This is a genomic window from Aquitalea sp. USM4, from assembly GCF_004328945.1.
GTDB classification, from domain to species: domain Bacteria; phylum Pseudomonadota; class Gammaproteobacteria; order Burkholderiales; family Chromobacteriaceae; genus Aquitalea; species Aquitalea pelogenes.
In genome coordinates this window covers 3,993,298-4,019,079 of the sequence record NZ_CP029539.1, presented here as the reverse complement: position 1 = coordinate 4,019,079, position 25,782 = coordinate 3,993,298, and the positions used below count along the sequence as shown (strand labels likewise).

The 25,782-nt window shown below is 60.2% G+C and carries 25 protein-coding genes and 1 pseudogene; 20 read left to right on the top strand and 6 right to left on the bottom strand.

What is annotated here, in order from left to right:
• The first annotated feature begins 73 nt into the window (after positions 1-73).
• Together DKK66_RS18435 and aroQ are read left to right on the top strand one after the other, a co-directional pair.
• Entirely contained in the window at positions 74-907 is an 834-nt protein-coding gene (locus DKK66_RS18435) for a shikimate dehydrogenase (protein ID WP_131360379.1), read from the top strand.
• A gap of 11 nt (positions 908-918) precedes the next feature.
• The gene (aroQ, locus tag DKK66_RS18430; RefSeq protein ID WP_062789145.1) at positions 919-1,362 is read left to right on the top strand and encodes a type II 3-dehydroquinate dehydratase; all 444 of its coding nucleotides are present in this window, start codon (positions 919-921) and stop codon (positions 1,360-1,362) included.
• Positions 1,363-1,447: 85 nt separating this feature from the next.
• Here the strand turns inward: aroQ and DKK66_RS18425 are convergent, their stop codons facing one another.
• The 3 genes from DKK66_RS18425 to DKK66_RS18415 all read right to left on the bottom strand — a co-directional run bounded on the left by DKK66_RS18425 (position 1,448) and on the right by DKK66_RS18415 (position 6,118).
• Complete coding sequence (locus DKK66_RS18425; protein WP_131360377.1) at positions 1,448-1,648, bottom strand: hypothetical protein; 201 nt, start codon at positions 1,646-1,648, stop codon at positions 1,448-1,450.
• A gap of 245 nt (positions 1,649-1,893) precedes the next feature.
• Positions 1,894-4,332, bottom strand: a complete 2,439-nt coding sequence (locus DKK66_RS18420) for an EAL domain-containing protein (RefSeq protein WP_131360375.1) — start codon at positions 4,330-4,332, stop codon at positions 1,894-1,896.
• A 4-nt stretch (positions 4,333-4,336) separates the two neighbouring features.
• On the bottom strand, positions 4,337-6,118 hold the full coding sequence (locus DKK66_RS18415; protein ID WP_165494227.1) for a PAS domain S-box protein: 1,782 nt from the start codon (positions 6,116-6,118) through the stop codon (positions 4,337-4,339).
• Between the two features lie 511 nt (positions 6,119-6,629).
• Between DKK66_RS18415 and DKK66_RS18410 the strand changes: the two genes are divergently transcribed.
• On the top strand, positions 6,630-8,027 hold the full coding sequence (locus DKK66_RS18410) for an amino acid permease (RefSeq protein WP_131360371.1): 1,398 nt from the start codon (positions 6,630-6,632) through the stop codon (positions 8,025-8,027).
• Positions 8,028-8,113: 86 nt separating this feature from the next.
• Here the strand turns inward: DKK66_RS18410 and DKK66_RS18405 are convergent, their stop codons facing one another.
• Positions 8,114-8,890 (bottom strand): isochorismatase family protein, encoded by a 777-nt coding sequence (locus DKK66_RS18405; protein WP_131360369.1) that lies wholly within the window; start codon positions 8,888-8,890, stop codon positions 8,114-8,116.
• A 235-nt stretch (positions 8,891-9,125) separates the two neighbouring features.
• Here DKK66_RS18405 and ssuE point away from each other — a divergent pair, with 235 nt between their 5' ends.
• From ssuE to DKK66_RS18330, 16 genes and pseudogenes are all read left to right on the top strand, one after another.
• Positions 9,126-9,716: an NADPH-dependent FMN reductase gene (gene ssuE, locus DKK66_RS18400; RefSeq protein WP_131360367.1), complete on the top strand. Its 591-nt coding sequence runs from the start codon at positions 9,126-9,128 to the stop codon at positions 9,714-9,716.
• A gap of 14 nt (positions 9,717-9,730) precedes the next feature.
• A complete protein-coding gene (locus DKK66_RS18395; protein WP_131360365.1) occupies positions 9,731-10,666 on the top strand; it encodes a sulfonate ABC transporter substrate-binding protein in 936 nt (311 codons plus the stop codon).
• Between the two features lie 44 nt (positions 10,667-10,710).
• Positions 10,711-11,850, top strand: a complete 1,140-nt coding sequence (gene ssuD, locus DKK66_RS18390; RefSeq protein WP_207389814.1) for an FMNH2-dependent alkanesulfonate monooxygenase — start codon at positions 10,711-10,713, stop codon at positions 11,848-11,850.
• 11 nt (positions 11,851-11,861) lie between these two features.
• On the top strand, positions 11,862-12,653 hold the full coding sequence (ssuC, locus tag DKK66_RS18385; RefSeq protein ID WP_045845041.1) for an aliphatic sulfonate ABC transporter permease SsuC: 792 nt from the start codon (positions 11,862-11,864) through the stop codon (positions 12,651-12,653).
• A gap of 7 nt (positions 12,654-12,660) precedes the next feature.
• On the top strand, positions 12,661-13,455 hold the full coding sequence (locus DKK66_RS18380; RefSeq protein ID WP_062789153.1) for an ATP-binding cassette domain-containing protein: 795 nt from the start codon (positions 12,661-12,663) through the stop codon (positions 13,453-13,455).
• Positions 13,456-13,478: 23 nt separating this feature from the next.
• A complete protein-coding gene (locus DKK66_RS18375) occupies positions 13,479-13,697 on the top strand; it encodes a molybdopterin-binding protein (protein ID WP_045844948.1) in 219 nt (72 codons plus the stop codon).
• 224 nt (positions 13,698-13,921) lie between these two features.
• Positions 13,922-14,653: pseudogene (locus DKK66_RS18370) on the top strand (methionine ABC transporter ATP-binding protein); the annotation flags it as partial.
• A gap of 24 nt (positions 14,654-14,677) precedes the next feature.
• Positions 14,678-14,935, top strand: coding sequence for an NIL domain-containing protein (locus tag DKK66_RS20745; protein ID WP_370303012.1), 258 nt, complete (start codon positions 14,678-14,680; stop codon positions 14,933-14,935).
• On the top strand, positions 14,932-15,609 hold the full coding sequence (locus DKK66_RS18365; RefSeq protein WP_045844950.1) for a methionine ABC transporter permease: 678 nt from the start codon (positions 14,932-14,934) through the stop codon (positions 15,607-15,609). Before DKK66_RS20745 ends, DKK66_RS18365 begins: the two co-directional genes overlap by 4 nt.
• Before the next feature lie 107 nt (positions 15,610-15,716).
• Positions 15,717-16,505 carry a MetQ/NlpA family ABC transporter substrate-binding protein gene (locus DKK66_RS18360; RefSeq protein WP_131360359.1) on the top strand — a complete coding sequence of 263 codons (789 nt, stop codon included), beginning with the start codon at positions 15,717-15,719 and terminating at the stop codon, positions 16,503-16,505.
• A gap of 272 nt (positions 16,506-16,777) precedes the next feature.
• Entirely contained in the window at positions 16,778-17,323 is a 546-nt protein-coding gene (locus tag DKK66_RS18355; RefSeq protein ID WP_131360357.1) for a rhodanese-like domain-containing protein, read from the top strand.
• A gap of 41 nt (positions 17,324-17,364) precedes the next feature.
• On the top strand, positions 17,365-18,321 hold the full coding sequence (epsC, locus tag DKK66_RS18350; protein ID WP_131360355.1) for a serine O-acetyltransferase EpsC: 957 nt from the start codon (positions 17,365-17,367) through the stop codon (positions 18,319-18,321).
• A gap of 257 nt (positions 18,322-18,578) precedes the next feature.
• Positions 18,579-19,511 carry a family 2A encapsulin nanocompartment shell protein gene (locus tag DKK66_RS18345; RefSeq protein ID WP_045844953.1) on the top strand — a complete coding sequence of 311 codons (933 nt, stop codon included), beginning with the start codon at positions 18,579-18,581 and terminating at the stop codon, positions 19,509-19,511.
• Positions 19,486-21,306: a family 2A encapsulin nanocompartment cargo protein cysteine desulfurase gene (locus tag DKK66_RS18340; protein WP_131360353.1), complete on the top strand. Its 1,821-nt coding sequence runs from the start codon at positions 19,486-19,488 to the stop codon at positions 21,304-21,306. The genes DKK66_RS18345 and DKK66_RS18340 overlap by 26 nt, the downstream gene beginning before the upstream one ends.
• A 280-nt stretch (positions 21,307-21,586) precedes the next feature.
• A complete protein-coding gene (locus tag DKK66_RS18335) occupies positions 21,587-22,021 on the top strand; it encodes a GNAT family N-acetyltransferase (RefSeq protein WP_062789156.1) in 435 nt (144 codons plus the stop codon).
• Positions 22,022-22,135: 114 nt separating this feature from the next.
• Positions 22,136-22,954: a hypothetical protein gene (locus DKK66_RS18330; RefSeq protein WP_242673520.1), complete on the top strand. Its 819-nt coding sequence runs from the start codon at positions 22,136-22,138 to the stop codon at positions 22,952-22,954.
• Here the strand turns inward: DKK66_RS18330 and DKK66_RS18325 are convergent, their stop codons facing one another.
• Both DKK66_RS18325 and DKK66_RS18320 read right to left on the bottom strand, forming a co-directional pair.
• Positions 22,955-23,752 carry a response regulator gene (locus tag DKK66_RS18325; RefSeq protein ID WP_131360349.1) on the bottom strand — a complete coding sequence of 266 codons (798 nt, stop codon included), beginning with the start codon at positions 23,750-23,752 and terminating at the stop codon, positions 22,955-22,957. It abuts the gene before it with no gap.
• A 107-nt stretch (positions 23,753-23,859) separates the two neighbouring features.
• The gene (locus DKK66_RS18320; protein WP_045844957.1) at positions 23,860-24,864 is read right to left on the bottom strand and encodes a class 1 fructose-bisphosphatase; all 1,005 of its coding nucleotides are present in this window, start codon (positions 24,862-24,864) and stop codon (positions 23,860-23,862) included.
• A 146-nt stretch (positions 24,865-25,010) separates the two neighbouring features.
• Here DKK66_RS18320 and DKK66_RS18315 point away from each other — a divergent pair, with 146 nt between their 5' ends.
• Positions 25,011-25,775, top strand: a complete 765-nt coding sequence (locus tag DKK66_RS18315; protein WP_052693706.1) for an ABC transporter substrate-binding protein — start codon at positions 25,011-25,013, stop codon at positions 25,773-25,775.
• The last annotated feature ends 7 nt before the right edge of the window (positions 25,776-25,782 follow it).

Genomic DNA, 25,782 nt, shown 5'->3' with positions numbered 1-25,782 from the left:
CAGCCATGTCACGGGACGGTTTGATCCCGCCGGATGCACGCGCATCACGATAGCAAAACGATTGGAGACATGTGTGATTAGTGGCAAGACAACGCTGATTGCCCATCTGGGTTATCCCACCGAGAGCTTCAAGGCTCCGATGATTTACAACCCCTGGTTTGACAGCAAGGGTATTGATGCCGTGGTGATGCCCATCGGCGTCAAGCCGGAAGACTATGTGGCGGCGATCGCCAGCATCCGCAAGTTCACCAATCTGCGCGGCGCACTGGTCACCATGCCGCACAAGGTCACCACCCTGGGCCTGATGGACGAAATCACCCCCACCGCCGCCATTGCCGGTGCCTGCAATGCCATCCTGGTACGCCCGGACGGCACGCTGCTGGGCGACCAGTTTGACGGTGCCGGCTTTGTGCGTGGCGTGGAGCGCAAGGGCTTTGCGCTCAAGGGCCGCAAGGTGCTGGTATCCGGCAATGGTGGCGTAGGCTGTGCCATTGCCGCTTCGCTGGCGGCTGCCGGTGTGGCCGAAATGGCCTTGTTCGACAGCAATACCGCTTCGTCTGAAGCACTGGCCGGACGCTTGCGTCAGCATTATCCGCAGCTGATTGTTACCGTCGGCAGCAACGACCCGGCCGGGTTCGAGCTGATCGTCAACGCCACCCCGCTGGGCATGAAGGACGACGACCCTCTGCCCTTTGACATGGACCGCGTCAGCCCGGACACCTTTGTTGGCGAAGTGGTGATGAAAAAGGAAATCACCCCGCTGCTGGCGGCGGCACTGGCCAAGGGCTGTCAGATCCAGCTGGGCACCGACATGCTGTTTGAAATGATTCCGGCTTATCTCGAGTTCTTCGGCTTTGGCAGCGCCACGCCGGAAGAACTGCGTGCCGTGGCCACGCTGAACTACTGAGGGTTGGCATCATGAAGAAAATGCTGATGCTGCACGGCATCAACCACAATATGTTCGGCAAGCGGGACCCGAAGCAGTACGGCACGGTGACACTGGCCGAAATTGACGCGCGTCTGCAGGCGCTGGGCCGTGAGCTGGGTGTGGAAGTGGAAAGCTTCCAGACCAATCACGAAGGGGAAATGTGCGAGCGCATCCATCAGGCCTATGCCGATGGTGTGGATGCGGTGCTGATCAACGCCGGAGCCTGGACCCACTACAGCTATGGCATTCGCGATGCGCTGGCCATTCTCACCGTGCCCATCGTGGAAATCCATATGTCCAACATCCACGCCCGCGAGCCATTCCGCCACCAGTCGGTGTTTGCCGACATAGCCAAGGGGCAGATCTGCGGCTTTGGCACCGAAAGCTATCTGTTGGGACTGCGCGCGGCTATCGCGGCTACTGCTGCGCAGTAGGTTTTTCTCTGTAGCAATCCGAAACTGACTCAGTCAGTGTTTGACGGGGGAGCCTGGCTCCTCCGTATTTTTTTGTGCGACGCGCTCAGGCCCTGGTATCCACCGTATTACCCAGATGGCTGGGATTGCTGGTGGCGTATTCGTAAATGCCCACCCCCAGCGCCACGCCCGCCAGCAGCGGGTGCGCTTCGACAATGGAGGCCGCTTCGGTCACCACGGAGGAGCCTGCCTTGAGCAGGGCCCCGCCCGAAGTGCTGATGAATGAACCGACTGCGCCCAGAAACATGGTTGGATTCCTTATTGCATTTATAAGAACTATCGGTGAAATTCCGGCTTGCTTGAGCTGCTTTACCGGTATTTACATCAATTGACATCGCCATGGAAAACGGCTTGCAAGCGCCAGCCTTCATTTTTGACAAACCCTTCTCACTTGCTGAAATGAAAGCGAAGCTGCCTTATTCAAATGGCAGGGTAAGGGCAGGGAGATCGGGATTGAATGGAATGGCTGCCGCGTAAAGTGCCTGGGAGGTGTCAGCTGTCGGGCTTGGCCGTGCTGGCCTGCCCGGCGCTGAAAGCCTGTTGCAGGTAGCGTTCCAGCGCTGCGGCATCCAGTGGCTTGGAGTAGTAATAGCCCTGAATGGTGTCGCAGCCGTTGTCGCGCAGAAAATCCACCTGGGCGACTTCTTCCACCCCTTCGGCGGTGATGCCCAGCATCAGGCTGCGTGCCAGCATGATGATGGCCTTGCATACGGCGGCATCCTGCGTTTGTGCCGGTGTATTGCAAATGAAGGAGCGGTCGATCTTCAGCCGGTCCACCGCCAGGTCTTTCAGTACTGCCATGGAGGAGTAGCCGGTGCCAAAGTCGTCAATCGCCACCGATACACCAATGCGCTTGAGGTCCTTGAGAATGCGCTTGCTGTTTTCCAGCGACTGCAACACGCTCTCGGTGATTTCCAGTTCCAGCAAGTGCGGCTGCAGGCCGCTGTGTTGCAGCTCGCGGGCCACACCCTCCAGGAAGTCTGATTCGACAAACTGCATCACCGATACATTCACCGCCACTTTCAGCGGGTAGTGAAAGCGCTCATTCCAGCGCTGCGCTTCAATGCAGGCCTGTTGCAGCACCCAGCTGCCCAGCTCCTGGATCAGCCCGCATTCTTCCGCCACCGGAATGAACAGATCGGGCGGAATGTTCACCCCTTCATCCTGCCAGCGTAGCAGGGCTTCAAAGCCGATCAGGCTGGCATCCTCCACCCGGATCAAGGGCTGGTAGTGCAGGGTGAAGCTGCGCTGTTTCACTGCCTGGCGCAGGCGTTGTTCCAGCCGCAGTCGTTCGTGCACTTTTTCCGCCATGGATTCATTGAAGGTGCAGTAGCGCCGCTTGCCGGCCAGCTTGGCCTGATACATGGCGCTGTCGGCGGCACTGAGCAGTTTTTCGGCACTGCTGCCATGTTGCGGATACAGGGCAATGCCGATGCTGGCGGTAACCACGATATTGTCCTTGCCCGCCGGCATGGGTTGTTCCAGTTTTTCAAGCAGGCGGCCGGCCATGCTGGTGCAGTCCTGCTCGCTGCTGTGCGGGCAGATGATGAAGAACTCATCGCCGCCAAAACGCACCGGGATGTCCGCCCGGCGGATGGTCTCGCGGATGCGTTGTGCCACCACCTTCAGCAGCTGGTCGCCGGTGGCATGGCCCAGGCCGTCGTTGATCAGCTTGAAGCCATCAAGGTCGATGAACACCAGTCCCATCTGGCTGCCATCCCCGGCGGCGCGCGTCAGCTCGATGGCCAGTTGTTCGTTCAGCAGGTGACGATTGCCAAGGTCGGTGAGGGCGTCATGAAATGCCATGCGGTTCAGTTCGATCTCGGCCTTCTTGATGGAGCTGACATCAGTACAGCCGATGATGTAATGGGCGGGCAGCTCCAGGTCGTAGGACACCAGGCAGATATGCTCCCAGGCGGGAAAGGTTTCGCCATTCTTGCGGCGGCACATCACCTCGCCATGCCAGCCTGCTTCGCCCAGCTGGCTCAGCCCCTGGTAGAAGTCCGGCGTGTGCTTTTTGACATGCAATACCTCGTCGATGTCCTGCCCCAGGATTTCCATCAGGCTGAAGCCGGTCAGGCGCAGAAAAGCCGGGTTGGCCGACTTCACCAGCCGGTCGCTGTCCACCACCACAATGCCTTCGGCGGTGGACTGGAATACCGCACCGGCCTGTTGCAATAGCTGTTCGGACTTGATGCGTTCGGTAATGTCACGCAGCACGCCAATCTGCTTGGCGCTTTCCTGCCATTGCGGCTCGTATTCCTGCACCGACATTTCCACCCATACCGAATCGCCATCGTCCGGGGTGATGGTGGTGATCATGTCCACCCTGCCACGGTCTTTCAGCAGCTGGTTCAGCCGGCTTTGGTCGGCATGTTCCAGCAGGCGCAGGAAGGGCGGCACTTTTTCCTGGCGCGGTGCCATGTCCAGGCCGGTAATCTTGCCGAAGTAGCCCTGGCCGGTGAACAGCGATTGTTGCTGGTCCCATTCCCAGATGCCCAGCTGGGCGGTTTCTACTGCCAGCATCAGCAGTCTTTGCTGTTTGTGGACTTCTATCTCGGCCATGCGGCAGGCCAGCGCCATGCGGATGGTGGCATTGAGCTCGCGCAGCTCGAAGGGCTTGAGCAGATAGCCATAGGGCGCACTTTTTTCTGCCTGCTGCAGGATGTTTTCCTCGGCAAAGGCTGTCAGGTAAATCACCGGGATGTCCAGCGTCTGGCGGATGATGAGCGCGGCTTCGGTACCCGGCATGTTTCCTTCCAGATGAATGTCCATCAGGATGAGGTCGGGCTTGAGCTCCCCGGCACGTGCGATGGCTTCCTCACCGGACGCGCAACTGGCGACCACATCAAAGCCCAGGCTTTGCAGCGCCATTTTCAGGTCCAGCGCGACAATGCGTTCGTCTTCGACAATCTGGATGCGGTAAGCCATGCATCTACTCCCGGATAAGGTCTGGAATGGTCAAGGTGAAACAGCAGCCTTGATCCGGTGCGGTTTCCAGTGTCAATGTGGCTTTCAGTTGTTCGGTCAGCATGGGCAATAACTGAAAGCCAAGCGTGTTGGCATGCCCCAGCGACACACCGGGCGGGCAGCCGCGCCCGTTGTCACGAATCTGCAGCTGTACCTGCTGTTCGGTATTCATGTGGATTTTCACCTGACCGGGCAGGCCAGGCGTGAAGGCGTGCTTGCAGGCATTGACCACGATTTCATTGAGGATCAGGCCAAAGGGAATGCTGTTTTGCAGCTCCAGAAAGGCCTCGGGGCCGGTGCGCTCGAACACGAAGGCAATATGGTTGCCGTAGCCGGTGCTGACGTCGCGCAGCAGATGGGTGAGCCTTTCTATGTAGACCGACATCGGAATCCGGGAAAAATCATTGCGCTCGTACAGCAATTGGTGAATCAGCGCCATCGATCGCACATGGTTCTGGCTGTCCAGCAAGGCCTTGTTGGCATCCGGGGTGGCGGTACGTGCTTGCAGGTTCAGCAGGCTGGAAATCACCTGCAGATTATTCTTCACCCGGTGATGCACTTCGCCCAGCAGCACGGTTTTTTCCTGCAGCGCCTTTTCCAGTTCCAGCTTGGCATAGTAGCGCTCGGAAACGTCGGAAATGCAGGCCAGCGTCAGTACTTCATCGCCCACCCGCATCGGGTTGAGGCCGATTTCACAGGGAAACTGCGAGCCGTCGCGCCGCTGGGCAAACAGGGGTTTGCGATTGGCCATGCCCCGCGCCATTGGCGCGGTAAAGAACTGCGTGACATAGCTGTTGTGAGTGGCGCGAAAATCTGCCGGCAGCAGGCTGGACAGTTGTTCCCCCACCAGCTCGCGCCGGCTGTAACCGAACAGCTGCTCCATGCGGGTGTTGATCAGGCGGATGACGCCGTGCTGATCCACCATCATCAGTCCGTCCGGTGTGGATTCCACCACCTCACGGAAATAGGTTTCACTGATTTGCAGCGCCAGTTCGTTTTGCTTGCGCGCGGTAATGTCGATGCCGGAGGCAATCAAGTTGCTGATGACGCCGTTTTCATCCTGCAAGGGGCGCAGCATGAAGTCGATGACCATGCGGCTGTCGTTTTTCATGCGCACCACCACGTCGTAGCGCACGGTTTCGCCTCCGGCAGCACGGGCAATGGCCTGTTGCAGCTCGCTTTGCACCAAAGGGTCGTGGTTCCACCAGTAACACTCCCAGAACAGTTTGCCCTGTACGTCGGCCAGTTCCAGCCCTGCCTGTTCCAGCGGCGCACGGTTGGCTTCCTCCAGTACGCCATCGGTACTCAGTACCCCGACAAAGGTGAACAAGGCATCCAGCACCTTGCGGATGCGCTCGTTGCTGGCACGGATGGCCAGTTCGGCCCGCTTTTTCAGCGAGACATCCTCCACCATGGCAATGATGCCGCAAGGCTCGCCTTGCTTGTCAAAGCGCGGGTGGTAGCTGGCATTCCAGTAGGTGATGCAGCCCGAACCGGGGGGGATTTCGGCGCTGGCTTCGAAATTGCACTCGGCAAGGCCGCTGGCCATCACCGTGCGCATGATGTCTTCCAGCCCGGGGCCGACATCGGGCAGCACATCACGCGGGGTGCGGCCGATATGCGCTTCCGGGCTAAGGCCATTGGAATCGGCCAGCTGGCGGTTGATGTGGACATAGCGCAGCTGGCTGTCCAGCACCGCAATGCCAATGGGAGAGGTTTGCAGTAAATCCGCGAGCAGTTTTTCCATACGTCGGGTCCGCCCTGCCTGGGGTTGCGAGCAATTATCCATTATGGGTAACGAAAATGCGTATTGAAAGTAATAACTCGCAAAGCCAGACCACCTTGCTGTGGCGCAGCATCGCAAAGGCCGCTGCGGGAGCTGTCATGGCAAGCAGGGCGTGAGGTGGAGCAGGGCAGGAATGCCACTGTGCAAGCGGCCAGTTTGTCTGGTGACATGTAAATTTTGTTGGTGAGCTTATTTATGCATTTGCGACATGATTAATCATTTGGCTGATATTAATTGTTTGTTTGTTGCGAATTGGTATTCGAATAACCGAATAAATACCGTTTTTGTTGTTCGGATTTCCGAATTGCAAATTTTCCCTTGTTTTCAAGGGAATTCCCTTTATTGCGACAGCGAAATGAAGGGTTTAGCATTGTCCCGTAGTCAGATCAAAGAATAAGCAATCCGCGTTTGTCAGAATAAGCGTCAGGATTGGATATTCGATAAATATGTGAAACCAACGGGAATAAAAATCGTGTCAGAAAATCAGAGTGACAAAAAGCTGCAGCGCGGGCTTGAGGCACGACATATCGAACTGATTGCCCTTGGCGGGACAATCGGTGTCGGTCTGTTCATGGGCTCGGCCAGCACGCTGAAATGGACGGGGCCTTCGGTCTTGCTGGCGTATGCCATTGCCGGGGTCTTCATTTTCTTCATCATGCGCACCATGGGCGAGATGCTGCATACCGAACCGGTGGCAGGCTCCTTTGCCCATTATGCTTACAAATACCTCAGCCCTTACTGGGGCTACCTCACCGCCTGGGCTTACTGGCTGATGTGGATTGCCGTGGGCATTTCGGAAATCACCGCCGCAGGGGTGTATGTGCAGTACTGGTTCCCCACCGTGCCGCAGTGGGTGCCGGCCATTGCCTTTGTCGCCATCCTGGCCGCCTCCAACCTGCTGGCGGTGCGTTTGTACGGCGAGTTCGAGTTCTGGTTCGGCCTGATCAAGATTTCCACCATCGTGGTGATGATTCTGGTGGGCCTGAAGCTGATCCTGGTGGGTGGTGGTGACATGCCGGCAGTCGGCTTTGGTAACCTCACCGCGCATGACGGCTTCTTTGCCGGTGGGGCCAAGGGCTTTTTGTTTGCGCTCTGTCTGGTGGTGGCCGCTTATCAGGGTGTGGAACTGGTCGGCATTACCGCTGGTGAGGCCAAGGACCCGCAAGTCACCCTCAAGCGTGCCATCAACAACATCATCTGGCGCATCCTGATTTTCTATGTCGGTGCCATCTTCGTGATCGTGGCCATTTATCCGTGGAACCAGATCGGCACCAGCGGCAGCCCCTTCGTGCTGACCTTTGCCAAGGTGGGCATTGCTGCTGCAGCGGGTGTCATCAACTTCGTGGTGCTGACTGCCGCGCTGTCCGGCTGCAATAGCGGCATCTACAGCTGTGGCCGCATGCTGTATACCCTGGCGCAGAACAAGCAGCTGCCGTCTTTCCTGGGCAAGGTGTCCAAGGGCGGGGTGCCGGTCAACGCCATCTGGGTGACCATTGCCTGCATCGGCCTGGGTTCGGCGCTCAACTACATCATCCCGAATCCGGAACGCGTGTTCGTGTATGTGTACAGTGCCAGTGTGCTGCCGGGCATGGTGCCCTGGTTTGTGGTGCTGGTATGTCAGGCCCGTTTCCGCCTGGCGCACAGCGAGAAAATGCACAGCCACCCGTTCAAGTCCATCCTGTTCCCCTTCACCAACTGGCTGACCATTGCCTTCCTGGTGTGCGTGCTGTTCGGCATGCTGGTGAACCCGGATACCCGCGTATCGCTGTTTGTCGGTACCGGCCTGTTGCTGGCGGTGTCCGTGGTGTACAAGATGTTCAATCTCGGCCGTCATCACCAGCCTGCATTGGCGACGGTGAAGCGTGACTGATTGACGTACTGGCGTGCTGCGGCACGCGGTTGATGTGTATGTAAAGGGCGTGCCTGTGGGCACGCCCTTTTTTCTGGTATTGCCGGCTAGTCGAACAGGGTGGTGCTGGGGACAATCTGCGCACCCAATTGGCGGATTTCCGCGACAAAGCCGTCCGCCTGTGCCTCGAATCCCGGCACGGGACTGCTGCAGTCGGACAGCAGCACCAGCTTGCGGGCAAAGTCTTTTCCCAGATGGCGCAGCAGGCTGCGTACCGAGCTGGCCACACAGTGGGACAGCGCCTCGCCAGCCACGATAACCCGCTGTGCAGCCACCAGTGCAGCCACTTGTTGCGGCTGGAAGCGGGTATCCGGGTCATCTTCCAGTGGCAGGTCGGCCTCGAAGGCCGAGAAATGCTCGGTCAGCGGGTTCAGTCCCTTGAACAGGTACTGCACCGGGCGCAGGCGCTGGCATTCCCATTGCTGTAGTGCCTGGTTGAGGCCGTCGTGAATATTGTGTCCCCAACTGCCAGTCAGGCAGTGCGGCGGCCATACAAACAGCGTGCAGTGCTGCAGGTAGTGACGCACGGCAGGCAGCAGGGCAGGGTCGGCCGGAAGCCAGCGTCCGGCATCCACATTGGCCAGGGTGATGGGACAGAGCAAGGGCTGTTCACCAGCCGGGCCGCGCCAGAAAGCCGGGTGAGCGATGTCATAGCGGTGGTGGCTGTCCAGGGTGACGGTGATGGCATCCAGTACCGGGCCATGCTGTTCAATCAGCCTGGCAAGCCGTTCCATGTCGCGGCAGGCACCCGTGACCGGCAAGGCGGAGGCGGGCAGGTCACAAAAGTCGTTTTGCGGATCAATGATCAGGAGATGCTGGCTCATGGTGCTGGTTCCGGATGACAGGCCGCCATTTTGCAAGCAGCGGGCTGATTTGGGTAGTCAGCTCAGCAGTTCTGCGCAGCGTGTTGCTAGTGTCGTTTCGCCTTTGCGTACGGGAGATCAGTTGTTTTCATAAGCATTATTTCTGATAACAAGTTCGATTTTTCTTGCTTATGGATATAAAACAGCTCTGCTAAGGTGCAGTCCATTGCCATGACGCACTGCGGAAAACCCACCCATGACCGTTCTCGCCATTCTCGGCAGCCCCAGTAAAACCTCGCGCACAGCGCGCCTGATCGAGCGCAGCCGCGTTGCGCTGACTGCACTGGATATCGAGCTGCAAACCATCAGCATTCACGACTTTCCGGCCGATGCACTATTGCATGGCCAGTTTTCCCATCCGCAAATCCAGGAATTCCAGCAGCGGGTAAGCGCGGCCAGCGGGCTGATCATCGCCACCCCGGTGTACAAGGCGGCTTATGCCGGTGCGCTCAAGGTGCTGCTGGATCTGATTCCGGAAGGCGGCCTCGCCGGCAAGCCGGTGTTGCCGCTGGTAAGCGGCGGCAGCCCCGGCCATTTGCTGGCGGTGGATTACTCCATCAAGCCGGTACTGGCGGCGCTCAAGGCCAGCGCCATCCACCAGGGCGTGTATGCGGTGGAGTCGCAGATTGGTGCCAATGCCAATGGCGAGGCCGAACTGGCCGAGGAGCTGGAACAGCGCCTGCAAACTGCCGTGCATGAGTTTGCCGCCCTGCTGGGGGTGAATGCCCCGGCCCCGCATGCCCCGCGCTATGCCAACGATTTCATTTCCCGGCTGATCAGCCTGTAATTCCGGACTTCATCATGACGCTATCCCTCCTGAAAAAAACGCTGGGCCTTGCCGTGCTGGCGGGCTGGTCGCTGGCAGCCCACGCGCTGGACCTGAACGTGGGCTACCAGAAAAGCGCCATCAATCTGGTGTCACTCAAGGCGCAAGGCACGCTGGAAAAGCAGCTGGCACCGCTGGGCGTGACGGTGAAATGGTATGAGTTCCAGGCTGGCCCACCGATTCTGGAAGCCATGAATGCCGGCAGTGTCAGCATCGGCATGACCGGCGATTCGCCGCCGGTATTCGCCCAGGCTGCCGGGGCCAATATCGTGTATATCGGCCAGGAACCTTCCAAGCCGGAATCCTCCGCCATCCTGCTGCCCGCCGGATCGCCCATCAAGAAGCTGGCCGATCTCAAGGGCAAGCGTGTGGCCTTTACCAAGGGCTCCAGTGCGCACTACCTGACGGTGGCAGCACTGAAAAAGGCCGGGCTGCAGTACAGCGACATCACCCCGGTTTACCTGACACCGTCCGAGGCGCGTGCCGCCTTCGAGCGTGGCAGCGTGGATGCCTGGAGCATCTGGGACCCGTACTACGCCGCGGCCACCCGCGCCGGTGGTGTGCGGGTGCTGTCCACCGGCAAGGGCCTGAGCGCCAACAACACCTTCTATCTGGCGGCACGTGACTTTGCCCAGGCCAACCCCAAGGTGATTGCCATCGTGTTCAAGGCGCTGACCGACAACAACAAACAGCTGCGTGGCGATGTGCAGCAAGTCGCCAAAACCCTGTCCGGCTACACCGGGCTGGAAGCGGAAACCTATGCCGCCATGCTCAGCCGTCATCCGGACTACAGCGTCAGCTATGTCAACGCCAAAACCATCCAGCAGCAACAGGAAGTGGCCGATACCTTCCATGCACTGGGCCTGATTCCCAAGGCCATCAAGGTGCAGGACGCGGTGTGGAAGCCCTGAGCGCAATTCAATAACAAGCAAAGAACAAGACAGGAATAATGGACATGCAGATTTTCTGGTTTTTCCCCACTCATGGTGACGGACGTTATCTGGGTAGCCCGGAAGGGGCACGCACCGTGGACCTGGACTACCTCACCCAGATTGCCCGCGCGGCAGACAGCCTGGGTTTTGATGGCGCGCTGATTCCCACCGGCCGTTCTTGCGAAGACCCGTGGGTGACCGCCGCCACGCTGATTCCGTCCACCCGCAAGCTGAAATTCCTGGTGGCAGTGCGCCCCGGCATCATGTCGCCCACGGTGGCGGCGCGCATGGCCTCCAGCTTTGACCGCCTGTCGCAAGGCCGCTTGCTGGTGAATGTGGTGGCCGGGGGCGACCCGGTGGAGCTGGCCGGTGATGGCAGCTGGCTCAGCCACGACGAGCGCTACGAAGCCGCCAGCGAATTCCTGCATATCTGGAAAGGTGTGCTGGCCGGTGACAAGGTGAATCTGGACGGCAAGCATATCAAGGTGAGCGATGCCCAGTTGCTGTATCCGCCGGTGAGCAAACCTTATCCGCCACTGTACTTTGGCGGCTCGTCCGATGCCGCGCATGATCTGGCGGCCGAGCATGTGGATGTCTACCTCAGCTGGGGCGAGCCGCCAGCGGAAGTGGCCAAGAAGATTGCCGATGTGCGGGCGCGGGCCGCAAAACTGGGCCGCACGGTGCGCTTTGGCATCCGCCTGCACATCATCGTGCGCGAAACCAATGAAGAAGCCTGGGCTGCGGCCGACCGGCTGATCAGCCGTCTGGATGACGCTACCATTGCCAATGCGCAGAAAGCCCTGGCGCGGGCCGATTCGGAAGGCCAGCGCCGCATGGCTGCGCTGCATGGTGGCAGCCGTGACAAGCTGGAAATCTCGCCCAATCTGTGGGCGGGCATCGGTCTGGTGCGTGGCGGTGCAGGCACGGCGCTGGTGGGCGATGGCCCTACCGTGGCAGCACGCATGCAGGAGTACGCTGAGCTAGGTATCGAAACCTTTGTGTTCTCCGGCTACCCGCATCTGGACGAAGCCTACCGCGTGGCCGAGCTGCTGTTCCCGCATCTGCCGGACCGTCTCAAGGCCAGTATCGGCCAGCAACCGGCAGGCGAGGTGATGGCCAACCAGCTGTTGCCCAATGAAATCCGCCAGGCGGCGGCCTCCTGAGGAGCATGCCCATGTCACGTACACATGCATTGGCACAAGGCCTGTGGCAGCGTTTGCTGCCCTGGCTGGTGCCCATCCTGTTGCTGCTGTTCTGGCAGCTGGCCTCGGTGGCCGGCTGGCTGAACCACCGGGTTCTGCCCGCACCCACCGAAGTGCTGGTGGCCTTCTGGCAATTGCTCAGCAGTGGCGACCTGTTCCGTCATCTGGCGGTCAGTTTTGGCCGCGTGGCCAGCGGTTTTGTCATCGGCGCCGGGCTTGGTCTGGCATTCGGCCTGCTGGCCGGGGTATCCCGGCTGGGCGAGGCATTGTTTGATACCACCTTGCAGATGCTGCGCAATATCCCGCCGCTGGCCATCCTGCCCTTGGTGATTTTGTGGTTCGGTATTGATGAATCCGCCAAGGTATTTCTGGTGGCCTTCGGGGTGCTGTTCCCGGTCTACCTGAACACCTATCACGGCATTCGTTCGCTGGATCCGCAACTGCTGGAAATGGCGCGCAGCTACGGGCTGAGCGGTAATGCCCTGTTCCGTCAGGTGGTGCTGCCCGGTGCCTTGCCGTCCATTCTGGTGGGCATCCGCTACGCACTGGGCATTGCCTGGATCATCCTGATCGTGGCGGAAACCCTGTCTGCCACCAGCGGCATTGGTTATCTGGCATCCAATGCGCGGGAATTCCTGCAAACCGACATCGTGGTGCTGTCCATCCTGCTGTATGCCGCACTGGGCAAGGTGGTGGATGTGGCCGCCCGCGCGCTGGAAAAACGCTGGTTGCGCTGGCATCCGTCCTATTTCAAGGCAGCCTGAGGAGAACATGATGAAACTGGATGACCTCAAGACGGCCAGCCCCATTGTGCTGCAAGGCCTTATCCGCCGCTTTGGCGAGCGCGTGGTGCTGGACGCGCTGGACCTGCACATTCCGCAAGGTCAGTTCCTGGCCATTGTCGGCCGCTCCGGTTGCGGCAAGAGCACCTTGCTGCGTTTGCTGGCCGGGCTGGATCAGGCCGATGGCGGCCTGTTGCAGCAGCCGGCCGGGCAAAGCGTGCGGGTGATGTTCCAGGAAGCCCGCCTGCTGCCGTGGAAGAGCGTGCTGGACAATGTGGCACTGGGCTTGCCGGCCAGCCGCCGTGGCGAAGCCGAGCAGGCCTTGGCCGAAGTAGGGCTGGCTGACCGGGCGCAGGAATGGCCGGCCCGGCTGTCCGGCGGTCAGCGCCAGCGGGTGGCACTGGCGCGGGCGCTGGTGCATCAGCCCTCGCTGCTGTTGCTGGACGAACCGCTGGGCGCGCTGGATGCACTCACCCGGCTGGAAATGCAGGGCCTGATCGAGCGCTTGTGGCAGCAGCATGGCTGCACCACGGTGCTGGTAACGCACGATGTCAGCGAAGCCGTGACCCTGGCCGACCGTGTGGTGCTGCTGGAAGAGGGCCGGGTGGCGCTGGATTTGCCGGTGGAGCTGCCACGTAGCCGCGACCCGGCCGATAGCCGCTTTGTCGCGTTGGAGCAGCACATCCTGCAACGCGTGCTGCAAGGGCCTTCCTTTAATGCGCCGCTTATCAATGAAACACCGCTCGCGTCGCTGCATTTCTCGCAGCTGCACTGGGCCTTGTAACACCAACACACAGGAAACCGATCATGAGCATTCAATCCATTAATGTCCGCAACCAGTTCAAGGGCGTGATCAAGGAAATCATCGAAGGACCGGTCTTGTCCGAAGTGGATGTGGAAACCGCCTCCGGCATTGTCACCTCGGTGATCACCACCCGCTCGGTGCGCGAATTGCAGTTGAAAGTAGGTTCGCCGGTGGTGGCCTTCGTCAAATCCACTGAAGTGTCGATCGCCACGCTGGCCTGATCTGACACCTGTCTTCCGCCGCAAGCTGGCTGCGCGCTGGCGTGCGGCGGAGGATGAGCGCATGCAGTTTTCTGTATCCAATATTCTCCAAAACGATATACAACGAAATTTTTATTATTTTTGGTTTGTGCTTGCAGCCGCTAGACTTGCCACTCCTGACGGGTTATCCCCCGTCGCTCACCCGCTTTCTGCCCGATCAGGGCAGGGGATAGAACGCAGACGGTATGATAGAAGTACGCAATCTCAGCAAGCATTTCAGCCATGAAGGCCGCCGCATCGCCGCACTGGACGATGTCAGCCTGCAAGTGGCTGCCGGAGAAATCTACGGCATCATCGGCCGCTCGGGGGCCGGTAAAAGTACCCTGATCCGTTGCCTCAACCTGCTGGAGCGTCCGGATAGCGGCACCGTGACACTGGGCAAGCAGGAACTCACCGCCTTGCCGGAGGCCGAGCTGCAACTGCGCCGCCAGCGCATTGGCATGGTGTTCCAGCATTTCAATCTGCTGCGCTCGCGCACCGTGGGCGGCAATGTGCGCTTCCCGCTGGAGCTGGCCGGTGGCTTGACCCCGGCACAAATGGACGCGCGGGTGGACGAATTGCTGCAACTGGTGGGCCTGGCCGATCACAAGGAAAAACGTCCGTCGCAATTGTCCGGCGGACAAAAGCAGCGCGTGGGCATTGCCCGTGCACTGGCCAATCACCCGGACCTGCTGCTGTGTGACGAAGCAACGTCAGCACTGGACCCGGAAACCACGGATTCGATCCTGGCCCTGCTGGCCGACATCAACCGTCAGCTCAATCTCACCATCGTGCTGATTACCCACGACATGCGCGTGATTCGCCAACTGTGCGATCACGTGTCGGTGATGGATCACGGCAAGGTGGTGGAAAAGGGCAGCGTGCTGGACGTGTTCCTGCAACCGCAGCATGCCGTCACCCGCAGCCTGCTAGCCGAAACCGGTTTTGGTCAGGGCGAACGGGTGGAGGCCTGGCGTGCGCGCATCGGCGTGCCGCTGCTCAAGCTCACCTTTGTCGGTGAACCCACGCTCAGCCCGGTACTGGACAAGGTGGGCCGCGAAACCGGCCTGCGCGTCAACCTGCTCAGCGGCACCTTGAGCGAAATCCGTGACACGCCTTGCGGCCAGTTGCTGGTGGGCGTGGTGGCGTCTCATGTGGAACTGCCGGCCCTGCCGGAGATTTTTGCCCGCGAGGGTGTACGTTGCGAGGTGCTGGCATGAGCGGATTCGACCCAAGCCTGTTGTTGACGGTGGACTGGCCGGAAATCGGCACCGCCACCCTGGATACCCTGACCATGCTGGGCGTGTCCCTGCTGTTTACCATCGTGTTCGGCCTGCCGCTGGGCGTACTGCTGTACATCAGCGCACCGGGCCAGCTGCGCGCCCGCCCGCGTCTGTATGCGGTGCTGTCTTTCCTGGTGAACGTGCTGCGCTCGCTGCCGTTTGTCATTTTGCTGATTGTGCTGATTCCGCTCACCCTGTTGCTGGTGGGTACCTCCATCGGCGTGGCCGGTGCCATCGTGCCGCTGGTGGTGGGGGCCATTCCCTTCTTTGGCCGCCTGGTGGAAAACGTGCTGCGCGAAATCGACCGCGGCGTGATTGAAGCTAGCCAGTCCATGGGTGCCAAACTGCCGCAGATCGTGTTCAAGGTGCTGCTGCCCGAAGCCATGCCCGGTCTGATTGGCGCGGCTACCGTCACCGCCGTGGCGCTGGTGGGTTATACCGCCATGTCCGGTGTGATCGGCGGCGGCGGTCTGGGCGATCTGGCCATCCGCTACGGCTATCAGCGCTTCCAGACCGAGGTGATGATCGTCACCGTGGCCCTGCTGCTGGTGCTGGTACAAGCCCTGCAAACCGCAGGCGACGCCCTGGTGCGCCGCTGTCGCTTCGGCTGATTCAGCCGCCAGCACATTACTGTATTCCCTTTGTTGTGAATCCCTGTGCAGCCGGACTTGACCGGCTGCATGGAGCCCCTTTGCCCATTGATCCGGAGAAAAAAACGATGAAACGCGTTTCCAAGCTGTTTGCAGCCCTGAGCCTGAGCGTGGCCGCACTGGCCGTACACGCCGAAAATGTAAAACTGGTTGTTGCTGCTTCGCCAGTCCCGCATGCTGAAATCCTGGAAGCCCTGAAGCCCACCCTGGCCAAGCAAGGTGTGGATCTGCAAGTAAAGGTGTTCAACGACTACGTGCTGCCTAACACCCAGGTAGAAGAAAAGCAGCTGGATGCCAACTTCTTCCAGCACATTCCGTACCTGGACAAGTTCAACAAGGACCGTGGCACCCATCTGGTGGTGGCTTCCAAGCCGGTACACATCGAGCCGTTTGCTGCTTACTCCAGCAAGTACAAGAAAGTGGCTGACCTGCCGCAGGGTGCTACCGTGGCCATCCCGAATGACCCGACCAATGCCGGCCGTGCGCTGCTGCTGCTGGATCAGGGCGGTGTGATCAAGCTGAAGGACCGCAAGAACATCTACCCGACCACCAAGGACATCGTGTCCAACCCGAAGAGCATCAAGATCAAGGAACTGGAAGCCGCTACCCTGCCGCGCGTGCTGAACCAGGTTGATGTTGCGCTGATCAACGCCAACTACGCGCTGGAAGCCAAGCTGAACCCGAAGAAGGATGGCCTGTTCACCGAAACCACCTCGCCGTATGCCAACCTGCTGGTAGCCCGTCCGGACAACAAGAACAGCGCCGCCATCAAGAAACTGGCTGCTGCGCTGAACAGCCCGGAAGCCAAGAAGTTCATCGAAACCAAGTACCAGGGTGCGGTGATTCCGGCGTTCTAAGCCTGAAACGCACGATCTGACTGCCCCGGACGGGATGGCTACGGCCATCCCGTTTTTTGTTTTTCAAGCCATGCATTACCTGCTTTCAATCGTTTTGTAAGCACCTGCCTGCTCAGAACACGAAGATTCTTTTTGTTATGCCAGAAAATGCCATAAAAGCGGCATGGTTATCCATTTTCTTCATAATCACTGCAGTTTTTCTTGCTTAATCAGCGGCACGCTGCCGCGTATATTGGTCTGCAAGCCAGATGGCACCAGTCAGGGAGACCAAGATGACGCAACTGCACACCAACACTACCTCCAGCATCACTCCGAATACCAACCAGGCCGGGCCTAGCGGCCATCAGCTCAGTGCCACCGACGCAGTCAGTGCCAGCGAAGAGCTGCTGGAAATTGCCCGCCTGCGTGCGGCAGACAGCGGCCTTGCCTATACCGGCGCGCTTTACCCGCTGGAAGCCTGGTCGCTGGTGGATGCCGGTGTGGCCACGCTGGTGGATGTACGTACTGCCGAAGAGCGCAAATTCGTCGGCCAGGTACCAGGCTCGCTGCATGTGGCCTGGCAGACCGGTACGGCGCTGATCAAGAACCCGCGCTTCCTGCGCGAGCTGGAAAGCAAGGCCGGGGGCAAGGACAGCATCGTGGTGCTGCTGTGCCGCAGTGGCAAGCGTTCCGCCGCCGCGGCCGAGGCAGCTGCCAAGGCCGGCTTTACCCAGGTGTACAACGTGCTGGAAGGTTTCGAAGGGGACCTCGACAGCCAGAACCAGCGTGGTGACGTGGGTGGCTGGCGTTACTGGAAGCTGCCTTGGCAGCAAGACTGAAACCCGGCACAGGCCCGACTGACGATAGAGCGAGTACAGCCATGAATGATCTGGTCCGTCCCTTTGGTCCTTCCCAGCCGGTGGTACACGACTGGCATCTGGACAGCGTAGTCAGCGCCCTGCATGCGGCGCGTGCCGACTGGCGGCAAAGCCAGGGCCGCTTGCGGGATTTTTCCACCAGAGAATTTCCGTCTCGCGCCGCCTTGCGCGACATCGTGGCTACGCTGGCTGCCGCGCTGTTTCCGATGCGGCTGGGTCCGCCGGGGCTGCGTGACAGCAGCGAAGACTTTTTTGTCGGTCACAGCCTCGCGGTGGCGCTGGATGCACTGGCGGCGCAAGTGGTGCTGGAGCTGCGCTACAGCGCCCGCTTGAACGGTTTGTCGGCAGATGACAGCGAGGCGCAGTCGGTGGCACATTCTATAAGCATCATTCAGCAGTTTGCCGCCGCCTTGCCCGATCAGCGCCGCCTGCTGGATGCCGACATCACCGCCGCCTGGCAAGGCGATCCGGCAGCGCGCAGTGTGGATGAAGTCCTGCTGTGCTACCCCGGCATCAACGCCATCCTGCATCACCGCCTGGCGCACCTGCTTTACCGCGCAGGCCTGCCGCTGATAGCGCGCATGATCGCCGAAATTGCCCATGGTGAAACCGGTATCGACATTCACCCCGGCGCGCAGATCGGTGCCGGCTTCTTTATCGATCACGGCACCGGCGTGGTGATAGGCGAAACCGCCGTCATCGGTGAGCGGGTGCGGCTGTATCAGGCCGTCACCCTGGGTGCCAAACGCTTCGAACAGGGCGAGGATGGCAGCCTGCTCAAGGGCCAGCCGCGCCATCCCATCGTGGAAGACGATGTGGTGATTTACGCCGGGGCCACCGTGCTGGGGCGCATCACCATCGGGCGTGGTTCCAGCATAGGCGGCAATGTCTGGCTTACCCGCAGTGTGCCGTCAGGTAGTCAGATTACCCAGGCCAGCTTGCAAGCAGCCCCACCGTAGAGCGGCTAACAAAAACCCTGCTGCTGCGTTGCGCCGCCTTGCCGTACTACTTGTACTGTCTGCGGCGGCGCGCCTTGCCCCAGGGACGCTACGCTATTTTGTTAGCCGCTCTTAATCGCACCACTACCAATCACTGATTGACCACCTGATCCCGCTGCATGGGCAGCGGGCAGGGCGGAGCTTTGCCTGCAGGCCGTCGGCAAGGGGGCTGTGTTGCCTGCAGTTTTGTTTCTTCCACCATCCCTTATGGAGCAGACATGTCTCAACATCAGGACGTCAAACAGGCACTGGGCGACAACGCAGCGCGCCAGCTAGCCAATGCCACCAAAACCGTACCGCAGTTGTCCACCATCAGCCCGCGCTGGCTGGTGCACCTGCTGCAATGGTCGCCGGTAGAAGCGGGCATTTTCCGTCTGAACCGGGTGAAAAATGCCGCTGGCGTGCAGGTGGCCTGCTCGCAGCGCGACGAATCCGAACTGCCGCAAACCTTTGTCGATTACGAAGAACAGCCGCGTGAACTGTTCCTCAATGCGGTGACCACCGTGCTGGACGTGCACACCCGTGTGTCCGACCTGTACAGCAGCCCGCACGACCAGATCAAGGAACAGCTGCGCCTGACCATTGAAACCATCAAGGAACGTCAGGAATCCGAGCTGATCAACAATCCGGAATACGGCTTGCTGGCCAATGTGGATGATACCCAGCGCATCTCCACCCTGACCGGCGCACCGACCCCGGACGATCTGGACGAGCTGTTGACCAAGGTATGGAAAGAGCCCGGCTTCTTCCTCGCTCACCCGCTGGCCATTGCCGCCTTCGGTCGCGAATGCACCCGTCGTGGCGTACCGCCGCCGACCGTGAGCCTGTTCGGTTCGCAGTTCATCACCTGGCGCGGTGTTCCCATCATCCCGTCGGACAAGCTGCCTATCGACGAAGACGGCAAGACCAAGATCCTGCTGCTGCGCGTGGGTGAAAAGCGCCAGGGTGTGATCGGCCTGTACCAGCCGGGTGTGGCTGGCGAACAGAGCCCGGGCCTGTCGGTGCGCTTCATGGGCATCAACCGCAACGCCATCGCGTCCTACCTGATTTCGCTGTATTGCTCGCTGGCCGTGCTGACCGAAGATGCGCTGGCCGTGCTCGAAGACGTGGAGATTGGCAAGTACCATGACTACCCAGATACCTACAAGTAAGCCTTCCGGCCTGCCAGACGGCCTGCCGGATGTCGCCCAGCTGGCGAATCTGGCCAATGCCTTCTTCAGCGCCTTGCCGGGTCAGGTGCCGGGCAGTGCGCCAGCGGCATCCAATGGGCTGAATCTGGATGTCGCTGGTCCGCAGCTGTCGCCACAACCGGCCGCTGCCGCCGCGCATACGCCGGAACCGGCGGCGCTGGATGGCTTTGGCCGTGGTGGTCCGCATGCCTATGCCGTGCCGGAGGGCTATGGCGCGGCCATTCCGCAACTGGCCGCAGCCCAGCCTTCGGCCCCGTCCTTTGCCGGAGCAGCCGTACCGTCCTCGCCGTATTACTTTATCGGCGAGTCTGCCGGTTATCCTTCCGCAGCGCCGGATGTGGCGGTGGATGACCGGGTGACGGCACAGTCCTTCGGCCTGCCGGGGGCGGATGAGCTGCGCGCCTTGCTGGCCGGTGACAGTCGCCAGCCGGTGGTGGCAACTCCGGCGCAGGGTAACAGCCATGGCTATTACTTTGTCGAGGAATGGCCGCAGCATGGCAAGGCACCGGATTTCGACCGCAAGGTGGCCAGTCGCGGCCATGGCTTCGATGTAAATGCCGTGCGACGTGACTTCCCCATCCTGGCCGAACGGGTGAATGGCAAGCCGCTGATCTGGCTGGATAACGCCGCCACCACGCACAAGCCGCAAGCGGTGATCGACCGGCTGGCCTATTTCTACCAGCACGAAAACTCCAACATCCACCGTGCTGCGCATGAACTGGCGGCGCGGGCGACGGATGCCTACGAAGCGGCCCGTAACAAGGTGGCCCGTTTCATTGGCTCTCCCAGCCCGGATCAGGTGATTTTCGTGCGCGGAGCCACCGAGGCCATCAATCTGGTGGCCAATACCTGGGGGCGCCAGAATATCGGCGCTGGCGATGAAATCGTGGTGTCTCAGCTGGAGCACCACGCCAACATCGTGCCCTGGCAGATGCTGGCAGCAGCCAGCGGAGCCAAAATCCGGGTGATTCCGGTGGATGACAGCGGCCAGATCCTGCTGGACGAATACCGCAAGCTGCTGAATAGCCGCACCAGACTGGTGGCCATCACCCAGGTATCCAATGCGCTGGGCACGGTGACACCGGTGCAGGAAATCGTGGCGCTGGCGCATGCCGCCGGGGCGCGGGTGCTGGTGGACGGGGCGCAGTCGGTCTCGCACATGCGGGTGAACGTGCAGGCGCTGGATGCAGACTTCTTTGTGTTCTCCGGGCACAAGGTGTTTGCACCCACCGGCATCGGCGTGGTGTACGGCAAGAAGGAATTGCTGGACAGCATGCCGCCGTGGCAAGGGGGTGGCAACATGATTGCCGATGTCACCTTCGAGAAAACGCTGTATCAGCCGGCACCCAACAAGTTCGAGGCAGGCACTGGCAATATCGCGGACGCGGTGGGCCTGGGCGCAGCCATCGACTATGTCGAGCGTATCGGGCTGGAAGCCATTGCCCACTACGAGCACGACCTGCTGGTGTATGCCACCCACGGCCTGCAATCGGTACCGGGTTTGCGCCTGGTCGGCACGGCAGCCAACAAGGCCAGCGTGCTGTCCTTCGTGCTGCCGGGCTATCGCACCGAGGAAGTGGGCAAGGCGCTGAATCAGGAAGGCATTGCGGTGCGCTCCGGCCACCACTGCGCCCAACCGATTCTGCGGCGCTTCGGGCTGGAAGCCACGGTACGGCCTTCGCTGGCTTTCTATAACACCTGCGAGGAAGTCGATACCCTGGTAGCGGTATTGCAGCGTCTGGCACGGCGGCATTAAGCCTTTGTCACCGGCTGATGACTGGCCCGAAATCCCTTTCGCTTCCTGAAAAGAAAGCGAGGCTCGCTGCTGCAATTGGCAGGCTAAGAACAGTGGGTAGGGAATGGAGGGGGCGATTGTGCAATCAGTCGCCTCATCCATGGGGCGGCTATGCCGGGTCTGTTGAAGTTGCGGCAACCCACTTTGTCAGTAGCCTGAGGGCCGGTGCATTTGCACCGGCCTTTTCTGACTGCGGCCTTCGGGCATAACATGATGCGTGTGCCTCAAGGAAAGGACTGTCATGCCTGTCATACGTTTGATGACGCTGGATGATTACCCCACCGTGCTGCAGCTGATGCAGCAAACCCCTGGTATTTCCATCCGCGATGCGGATTCGGCAGAAGCCACTGCGCGTTATCTGGCGCGCAACCCCGGCCTGAGTTTTGTGGCAGAGTGCGACGGCCAGATTGTGGGCTGTGTGATGTCCGGCCACGATGGCCGGCGTGGTTATCTGCAGCATCTGCTGGTGCTGCCTGCCTACCGCCGTCAGGGGCTGGCGCGGCGTCTGGTGGATGCCTGCATTGCCGAACTGGCACGCCAGGGTATCGCCAAGACCCATCTTGATGTTTTTCGCAGCAATACGGCTGCGCAGAGTTTCTGGGACAAGCAGGGCTGGCAGCGGCGCGAGGATATTTGCCGCTATTCCTATATTTCCAGCGGTAACAGCCAGGCCTGATTCACTGCCCGCGCGACTGCGTCTCCTTGCCCGGACTGGCGGTAAACCACCTCTTGCGCTTACAATGCGGCCCTTTTTTCTTGTCCGGGGGCTGTCATCCAAATGCTTTATGCCGTGCAACGTTATGCCGCCACGCGGCCTTGGGCCAGACGTGTCGGGCAACTCTATACCCAGGCGGTGCAAGCCGAAGCAGTTCAACAGGAGGGCATGGCGCTGGTGGCGCGCGAACTGGAACGCGCAGCCCAGGTGTATCCGGCTGCATCGGCACGCATTGCCATCGAACAGCGGCTGGCTGATGCCTATGGCCAGTTTTGCCGGCATGGCCGGGTCATGGCGCATCTGGATTCCGGCCTGATGCAGGCGCTGTCGCATACCCGCTTGCCAGGTAATATGCCTGATCGCCTTACCCTGCCTGCCGAAGCCTTCTTCTTGCATGCCGGTGAGCAAGGTGCTGCCTTTGTCATGCACCTGCCGGATAGCCGCGCGGTGGCCTTGCTGCTGATTGCGGCCGATTTCTCCCTGCCGGGAAGCGACTGGCTGGCGGATACCGAACAAAGCCTGGCCTTGCTGGTGAATTATCCCGGCGAACTGGCCGCACCAATGGCGACGGTGGCACCGGAGTGGCATGCGTTGTTGAGTACGGTGTTGGGTGGACTGGCCGTCATGACCCAGCCCAAGCTGGAAATGGTGCGTGGCTGGGAGGAGTCTGCCCCGGCAGATGTGGTGGCGCTGGCCAGTCATCCGACTTGCTTCAAGTCGCGCAAGAAGGGCCGCAGCCAGTTGTTGCAGGCGGGTTTTCAGGAAGTCAGCTATTGTCGCATGGCTGGGGTGGCCGAGGCCGCTACGGTATATACCAGCCAGGGCTACTGGCGACGCCAGGCGCTGAGCGACGCACAGGGCGGCTCGCGCCTGGTGTGGGTGATGCCGCGCTGATCAGCGCTGTGCCAGCTGGGTGCGCAGAATCTGGCGCACCGCCGATGTTTCGAAGGGTTTGCCCATGATGGCCGATACGCCGGCAGCTTCGGCGGCGGCCAGTTTCTCCATGTTTTCCTCGCTGGAAATCATGATGACCGGCACCGAGCTTTGCATGCTGTTGGTGCGGATGTAGCGGGTCAGCTCGCAACCGTCCATCATCGGCATGTTGTAGTCGGTCAGCACCAGGTCAAACAGTGTGCTGTCTATCAGCGGCAGGGCATCCTTGCCGCTCCAGGATTCGGTGATCTTCTCGAAGCCCAGCCGTTCCAGCACTGTACGGATATGGCGGCGTGCCATCACGCTGTCATCCACCAGCAGGATGTTCAGGTCGGCGTAGTCAATATCGCTGTCGTTGTCACTCTGGTTGACGGACAGGAAATCCATGGTGTCGTTGATGACCTTGCGCAGCTGGGGCAGGTCGAAGGGCTTGGGCAGAATACCCATCAGCCCGGCCTGGCGCATAGGATCGATCAGTTCCGGATTGGTCTCGCTGGACACCAGAATGAAGGGGATGTCACGCAATTCCAGATGGCCGCGCATGCGGAAAATCATTTCGCCTGCCGTCATGTCCGGCAGGTGGAAAGCACTCATCACCACATCAGGCTTGTACTGGCTGATGTAGTCCAGCAAGTCTGCGCCGGTTTCAAATACCTCCATGCGCGTAATGCCCAGCTCGCCCAGTTCATTGCGAATGATCTGCGCTTGCACGGAAGAGCTTTCTGCCAGAGCGACAATCAGGTGTTGGGTAGACAGCATGCGCGGTATCCGTTATCTGATAAACGTTGATTCACTATAGGCTGCTTGGAGCAACTGTCAGTATTGGCAATAAAAAAAACCTGCCGCAAGCGACAGGGTTGATTTGATTACTGTTCCTGATGGTAGCGGGTAATGCGCTCAACTTCTTCCTTGGAACCCAGGAACACGGCCACGCGTTCGTGCAGGCCTTGCGGCTGGATATCCATGATGCGTTGATAACCATTGGTGGCTGCGCCACCGGCCTGTTCAATGATGAAGGCCATCGGGTTGCCTTCGTACATGATGCGCAGCTTGCCGGCCTTGCCCGGGTCGCGGGCATCTTTCGGATACATGAAAATGCCGCCGCGGGTGATGATGCGATGCACTTCGGCCACCATGGAAGCCACCCAGCGCATGTTGTAGTCCTTGCCCAGCGGGCCGGTCTTGCCTGCCAGCATTTCGTCGACATAGCGTTTTACCGGGGCTTCCCAGTGGCGCATATTGGACATGTTGATGGCAAATTCCTGCGTGCTTTCCGGAACCTGCATGTCGGAGTGGGTCAGCACGAAGGAGCCGTGTTCGCGATCCAGCGTAAAGCCGTGCACGCCGCTGCCAAAGGTCAGTACCAGCATGGTTTGCGGGCCGTAAACGGTGTAACCGGCGGCAACCTGTTTGGTGCCCGGTTGCAAGAAGGCTTCTTCAGTCGGGTGATCAATGCCTTCCGGGCAGCGCAGAATGGAGAAGATGGTACCAACCGAAATGTTGACGTCGATGTTGGACGAACCATCCAGCGGGTCGAACATCAGCAGGTATTCGCCCTTCGGGTATTCGCCCGGAATGTGATACGGCAGTTCCATTTCTTCCGATGCCATGGCGGCCAGGCTGCCACCCCATTCATTGGCATCCAGCAGGAAGTCGTTGGCAATCACGTCCAGTTTCTTTTGTGCCTCGCCCTGGATGTTGCCGGTGCCGGCCTCACCCAGAATGCCGGCCAATGCCCCCTTGTTCACGGAGTAGCTGATGGCTTTACAAGCGCGGCCAACGGTTTCGATCAGCAGGCGCAGTTCCGGCGGCAGGGTGCCCGCCTTGCGCTGTTGTTCGATCAGAAAGCGGGAAAGGGTGATGCGGCTCATGTCGTTCCTTGCGTGCGGTGGATGTGCAAAACAGACCTGGTTCTGGCACAGCGAATTTCATGTCAGGCGGCCATTATAACGAATATGCCTGCATCGTCATGCGCAAACAGCTATCAATAAAAGATGATTTCGTGACGAGAGCTCCCATGCGCCTGATTCTGCTACTGATCCTGTTGCTGAATACGCTGCCTGCCGTTGCACTGTCGATCTACACGGAAGAGTGGCCGCCGATCACCTTTTCGCGGCATGGCGTGGCCGATGGCATGGCGGTGGAGGTGGTCAGGGAGATCCAGAGCCGCATCCATGACAATAGCGGTATCGATGTCGTGCCCTGGGTGCGTGGCTACCGCGAACTGGAAACCACGCCCAATGTCATGCTGTTTACCGTGGGGCGCAGCGATGCGCGCGAAAAAATCATGACGCTGGTCGGGCCGGTAGCCATTTCGCAAACCGTGCTGCTGTGTCGCAAGGGCGAAGCAGCAGGGCTGCTAGCCTCGGGAACCGCGCTGTACAGCAGGCCGGTGGGTGCATACCGCGGCAGTATATTTGCCGATGCCGCTGCTGCAGCAGGATTTGTGGAGGTGGATCTGGCACCCACGCCACAGGTAACGGCGCAAAAACTGCTGGGCGGACGTTATGACTTGTGGGTGGAGGGCAGTTTTGTAGTGGGGGCGGTGCTGAAAGATATCCGTCAGCCACCCGACGCAGTGGAAGTTGTGAAGGTGCTGGAGTCGCTGGAGCTGTATCTGGCATTTTCCCGTGGCACTTCGGGAAAGGTGATCCAGCGCTGGTACGACGCGCTGGCCGCCATGAAAAAAGATGGCAGCTTCCGCCGCATCTACAACAAGTGGCTGCCGCGTGAAGTCGCCCCGGCCGAAATACGGGAAATCGGCCTGACTCCTGCGCCCTGATTCCCGC

Excerpts from the sequence above, each read along its gene's own strand:
- DKK66_RS18375 (WP_045844948.1), top strand. The coding sequence starts at position 13,479 with ATGAGCATTCAATCCATTAATGTCCGCAACCAGTTCAAGGGCGTGATC.
- DKK66_RS18365 (WP_045844950.1), top strand. The coding sequence starts at position 14,932 with ATGAGCGGATTCGACCCAAGCCTGTTGTTGACGGTGGACTGGCCGGAA.
- DKK66_RS18380 (WP_062789153.1), top strand. The coding sequence starts at position 12,661 with ATGATGAAACTGGATGACCTCAAGACGGCCAGCCCCATTGTGCTGCAA.
- ssuE (WP_131360367.1), top strand. The coding sequence starts at position 9,126 with ATGACCGTTCTCGCCATTCTCGGCAGCCCCAGTAAAACCTCGCGCACA.
- DKK66_RS18395 (WP_131360365.1), top strand. The coding sequence starts at position 9,731 with ATGACGCTATCCCTCCTGAAAAAAACGCTGGGCCTTGCCGTGCTGGCG.
- DKK66_RS18425 (WP_131360377.1), bottom strand. The coding sequence starts at position 1,648 with ATGTTTCTGGGCGCAGTCGGTTCATTCATCAGCACTTCGGGCGGGGCC.
- DKK66_RS18420 (WP_131360375.1), bottom strand. The coding sequence starts at position 4,332 with ATGGCTTACCGCATCCAGATTGTCGAAGACGAACGCATTGTCGCGCTG.
- DKK66_RS18355 (WP_131360357.1), top strand. The coding sequence starts at position 16,778 with ATGACGCAACTGCACACCAACACTACCTCCAGCATCACTCCGAATACC.
- DKK66_RS18405 (WP_131360369.1), bottom strand. The coding sequence starts at position 8,890 with ATGAGCCAGCATCTCCTGATCATTGATCCGCAAAACGACTTTTGTGAC.
- DKK66_RS18340 (WP_131360353.1), top strand. The coding sequence starts at position 19,486 with ATGACTACCCAGATACCTACAAGTAAGCCTTCCGGCCTGCCAGACGGC.
- aroQ (WP_062789145.1), top strand. The coding sequence starts at position 919 with ATGAAGAAAATGCTGATGCTGCACGGCATCAACCACAATATGTTCGGC.
- ssuC (WP_045845041.1), top strand. The coding sequence starts at position 11,862 with ATGTCACGTACACATGCATTGGCACAAGGCCTGTGGCAGCGTTTGCTG.
- DKK66_RS18415 (WP_165494227.1), bottom strand. The coding sequence starts at position 6,118 with ATGGAAAAACTGCTCGCGGATTTACTGCAAACCTCTCCCATTGGCATT.
- DKK66_RS18315 (WP_052693706.1), top strand. The coding sequence starts at position 25,011 with ATGCGCCTGATTCTGCTACTGATCCTGTTGCTGAATACGCTGCCTGCC.
- DKK66_RS18335 (WP_062789156.1), top strand. The coding sequence starts at position 21,587 with ATGCCTGTCATACGTTTGATGACGCTGGATGATTACCCCACCGTGCTG.
- DKK66_RS18345 (WP_045844953.1), top strand. The coding sequence starts at position 18,579 with ATGTCTCAACATCAGGACGTCAAACAGGCACTGGGCGACAACGCAGCG.
- epsC (WP_131360355.1), top strand. The coding sequence starts at position 17,365 with ATGAATGATCTGGTCCGTCCCTTTGGTCCTTCCCAGCCGGTGGTACAC.
- ssuD (WP_207389814.1), top strand. The coding sequence starts at position 10,711 with ATGCAGATTTTCTGGTTTTTCCCCACTCATGGTGACGGACGTTATCTG.
- DKK66_RS18320 (WP_045844957.1), bottom strand. The coding sequence starts at position 24,864 with ATGAGCCGCATCACCCTTTCCCGCTTTCTGATCGAACAACAGCGCAAG.
- DKK66_RS18325 (WP_131360349.1), bottom strand. The coding sequence starts at position 23,752 with ATGCTGTCTACCCAACACCTGATTGTCGCTCTGGCAGAAAGCTCTTCC.
- DKK66_RS18360 (WP_131360359.1), top strand. The coding sequence starts at position 15,717 with ATGAAACGCGTTTCCAAGCTGTTTGCAGCCCTGAGCCTGAGCGTGGCC.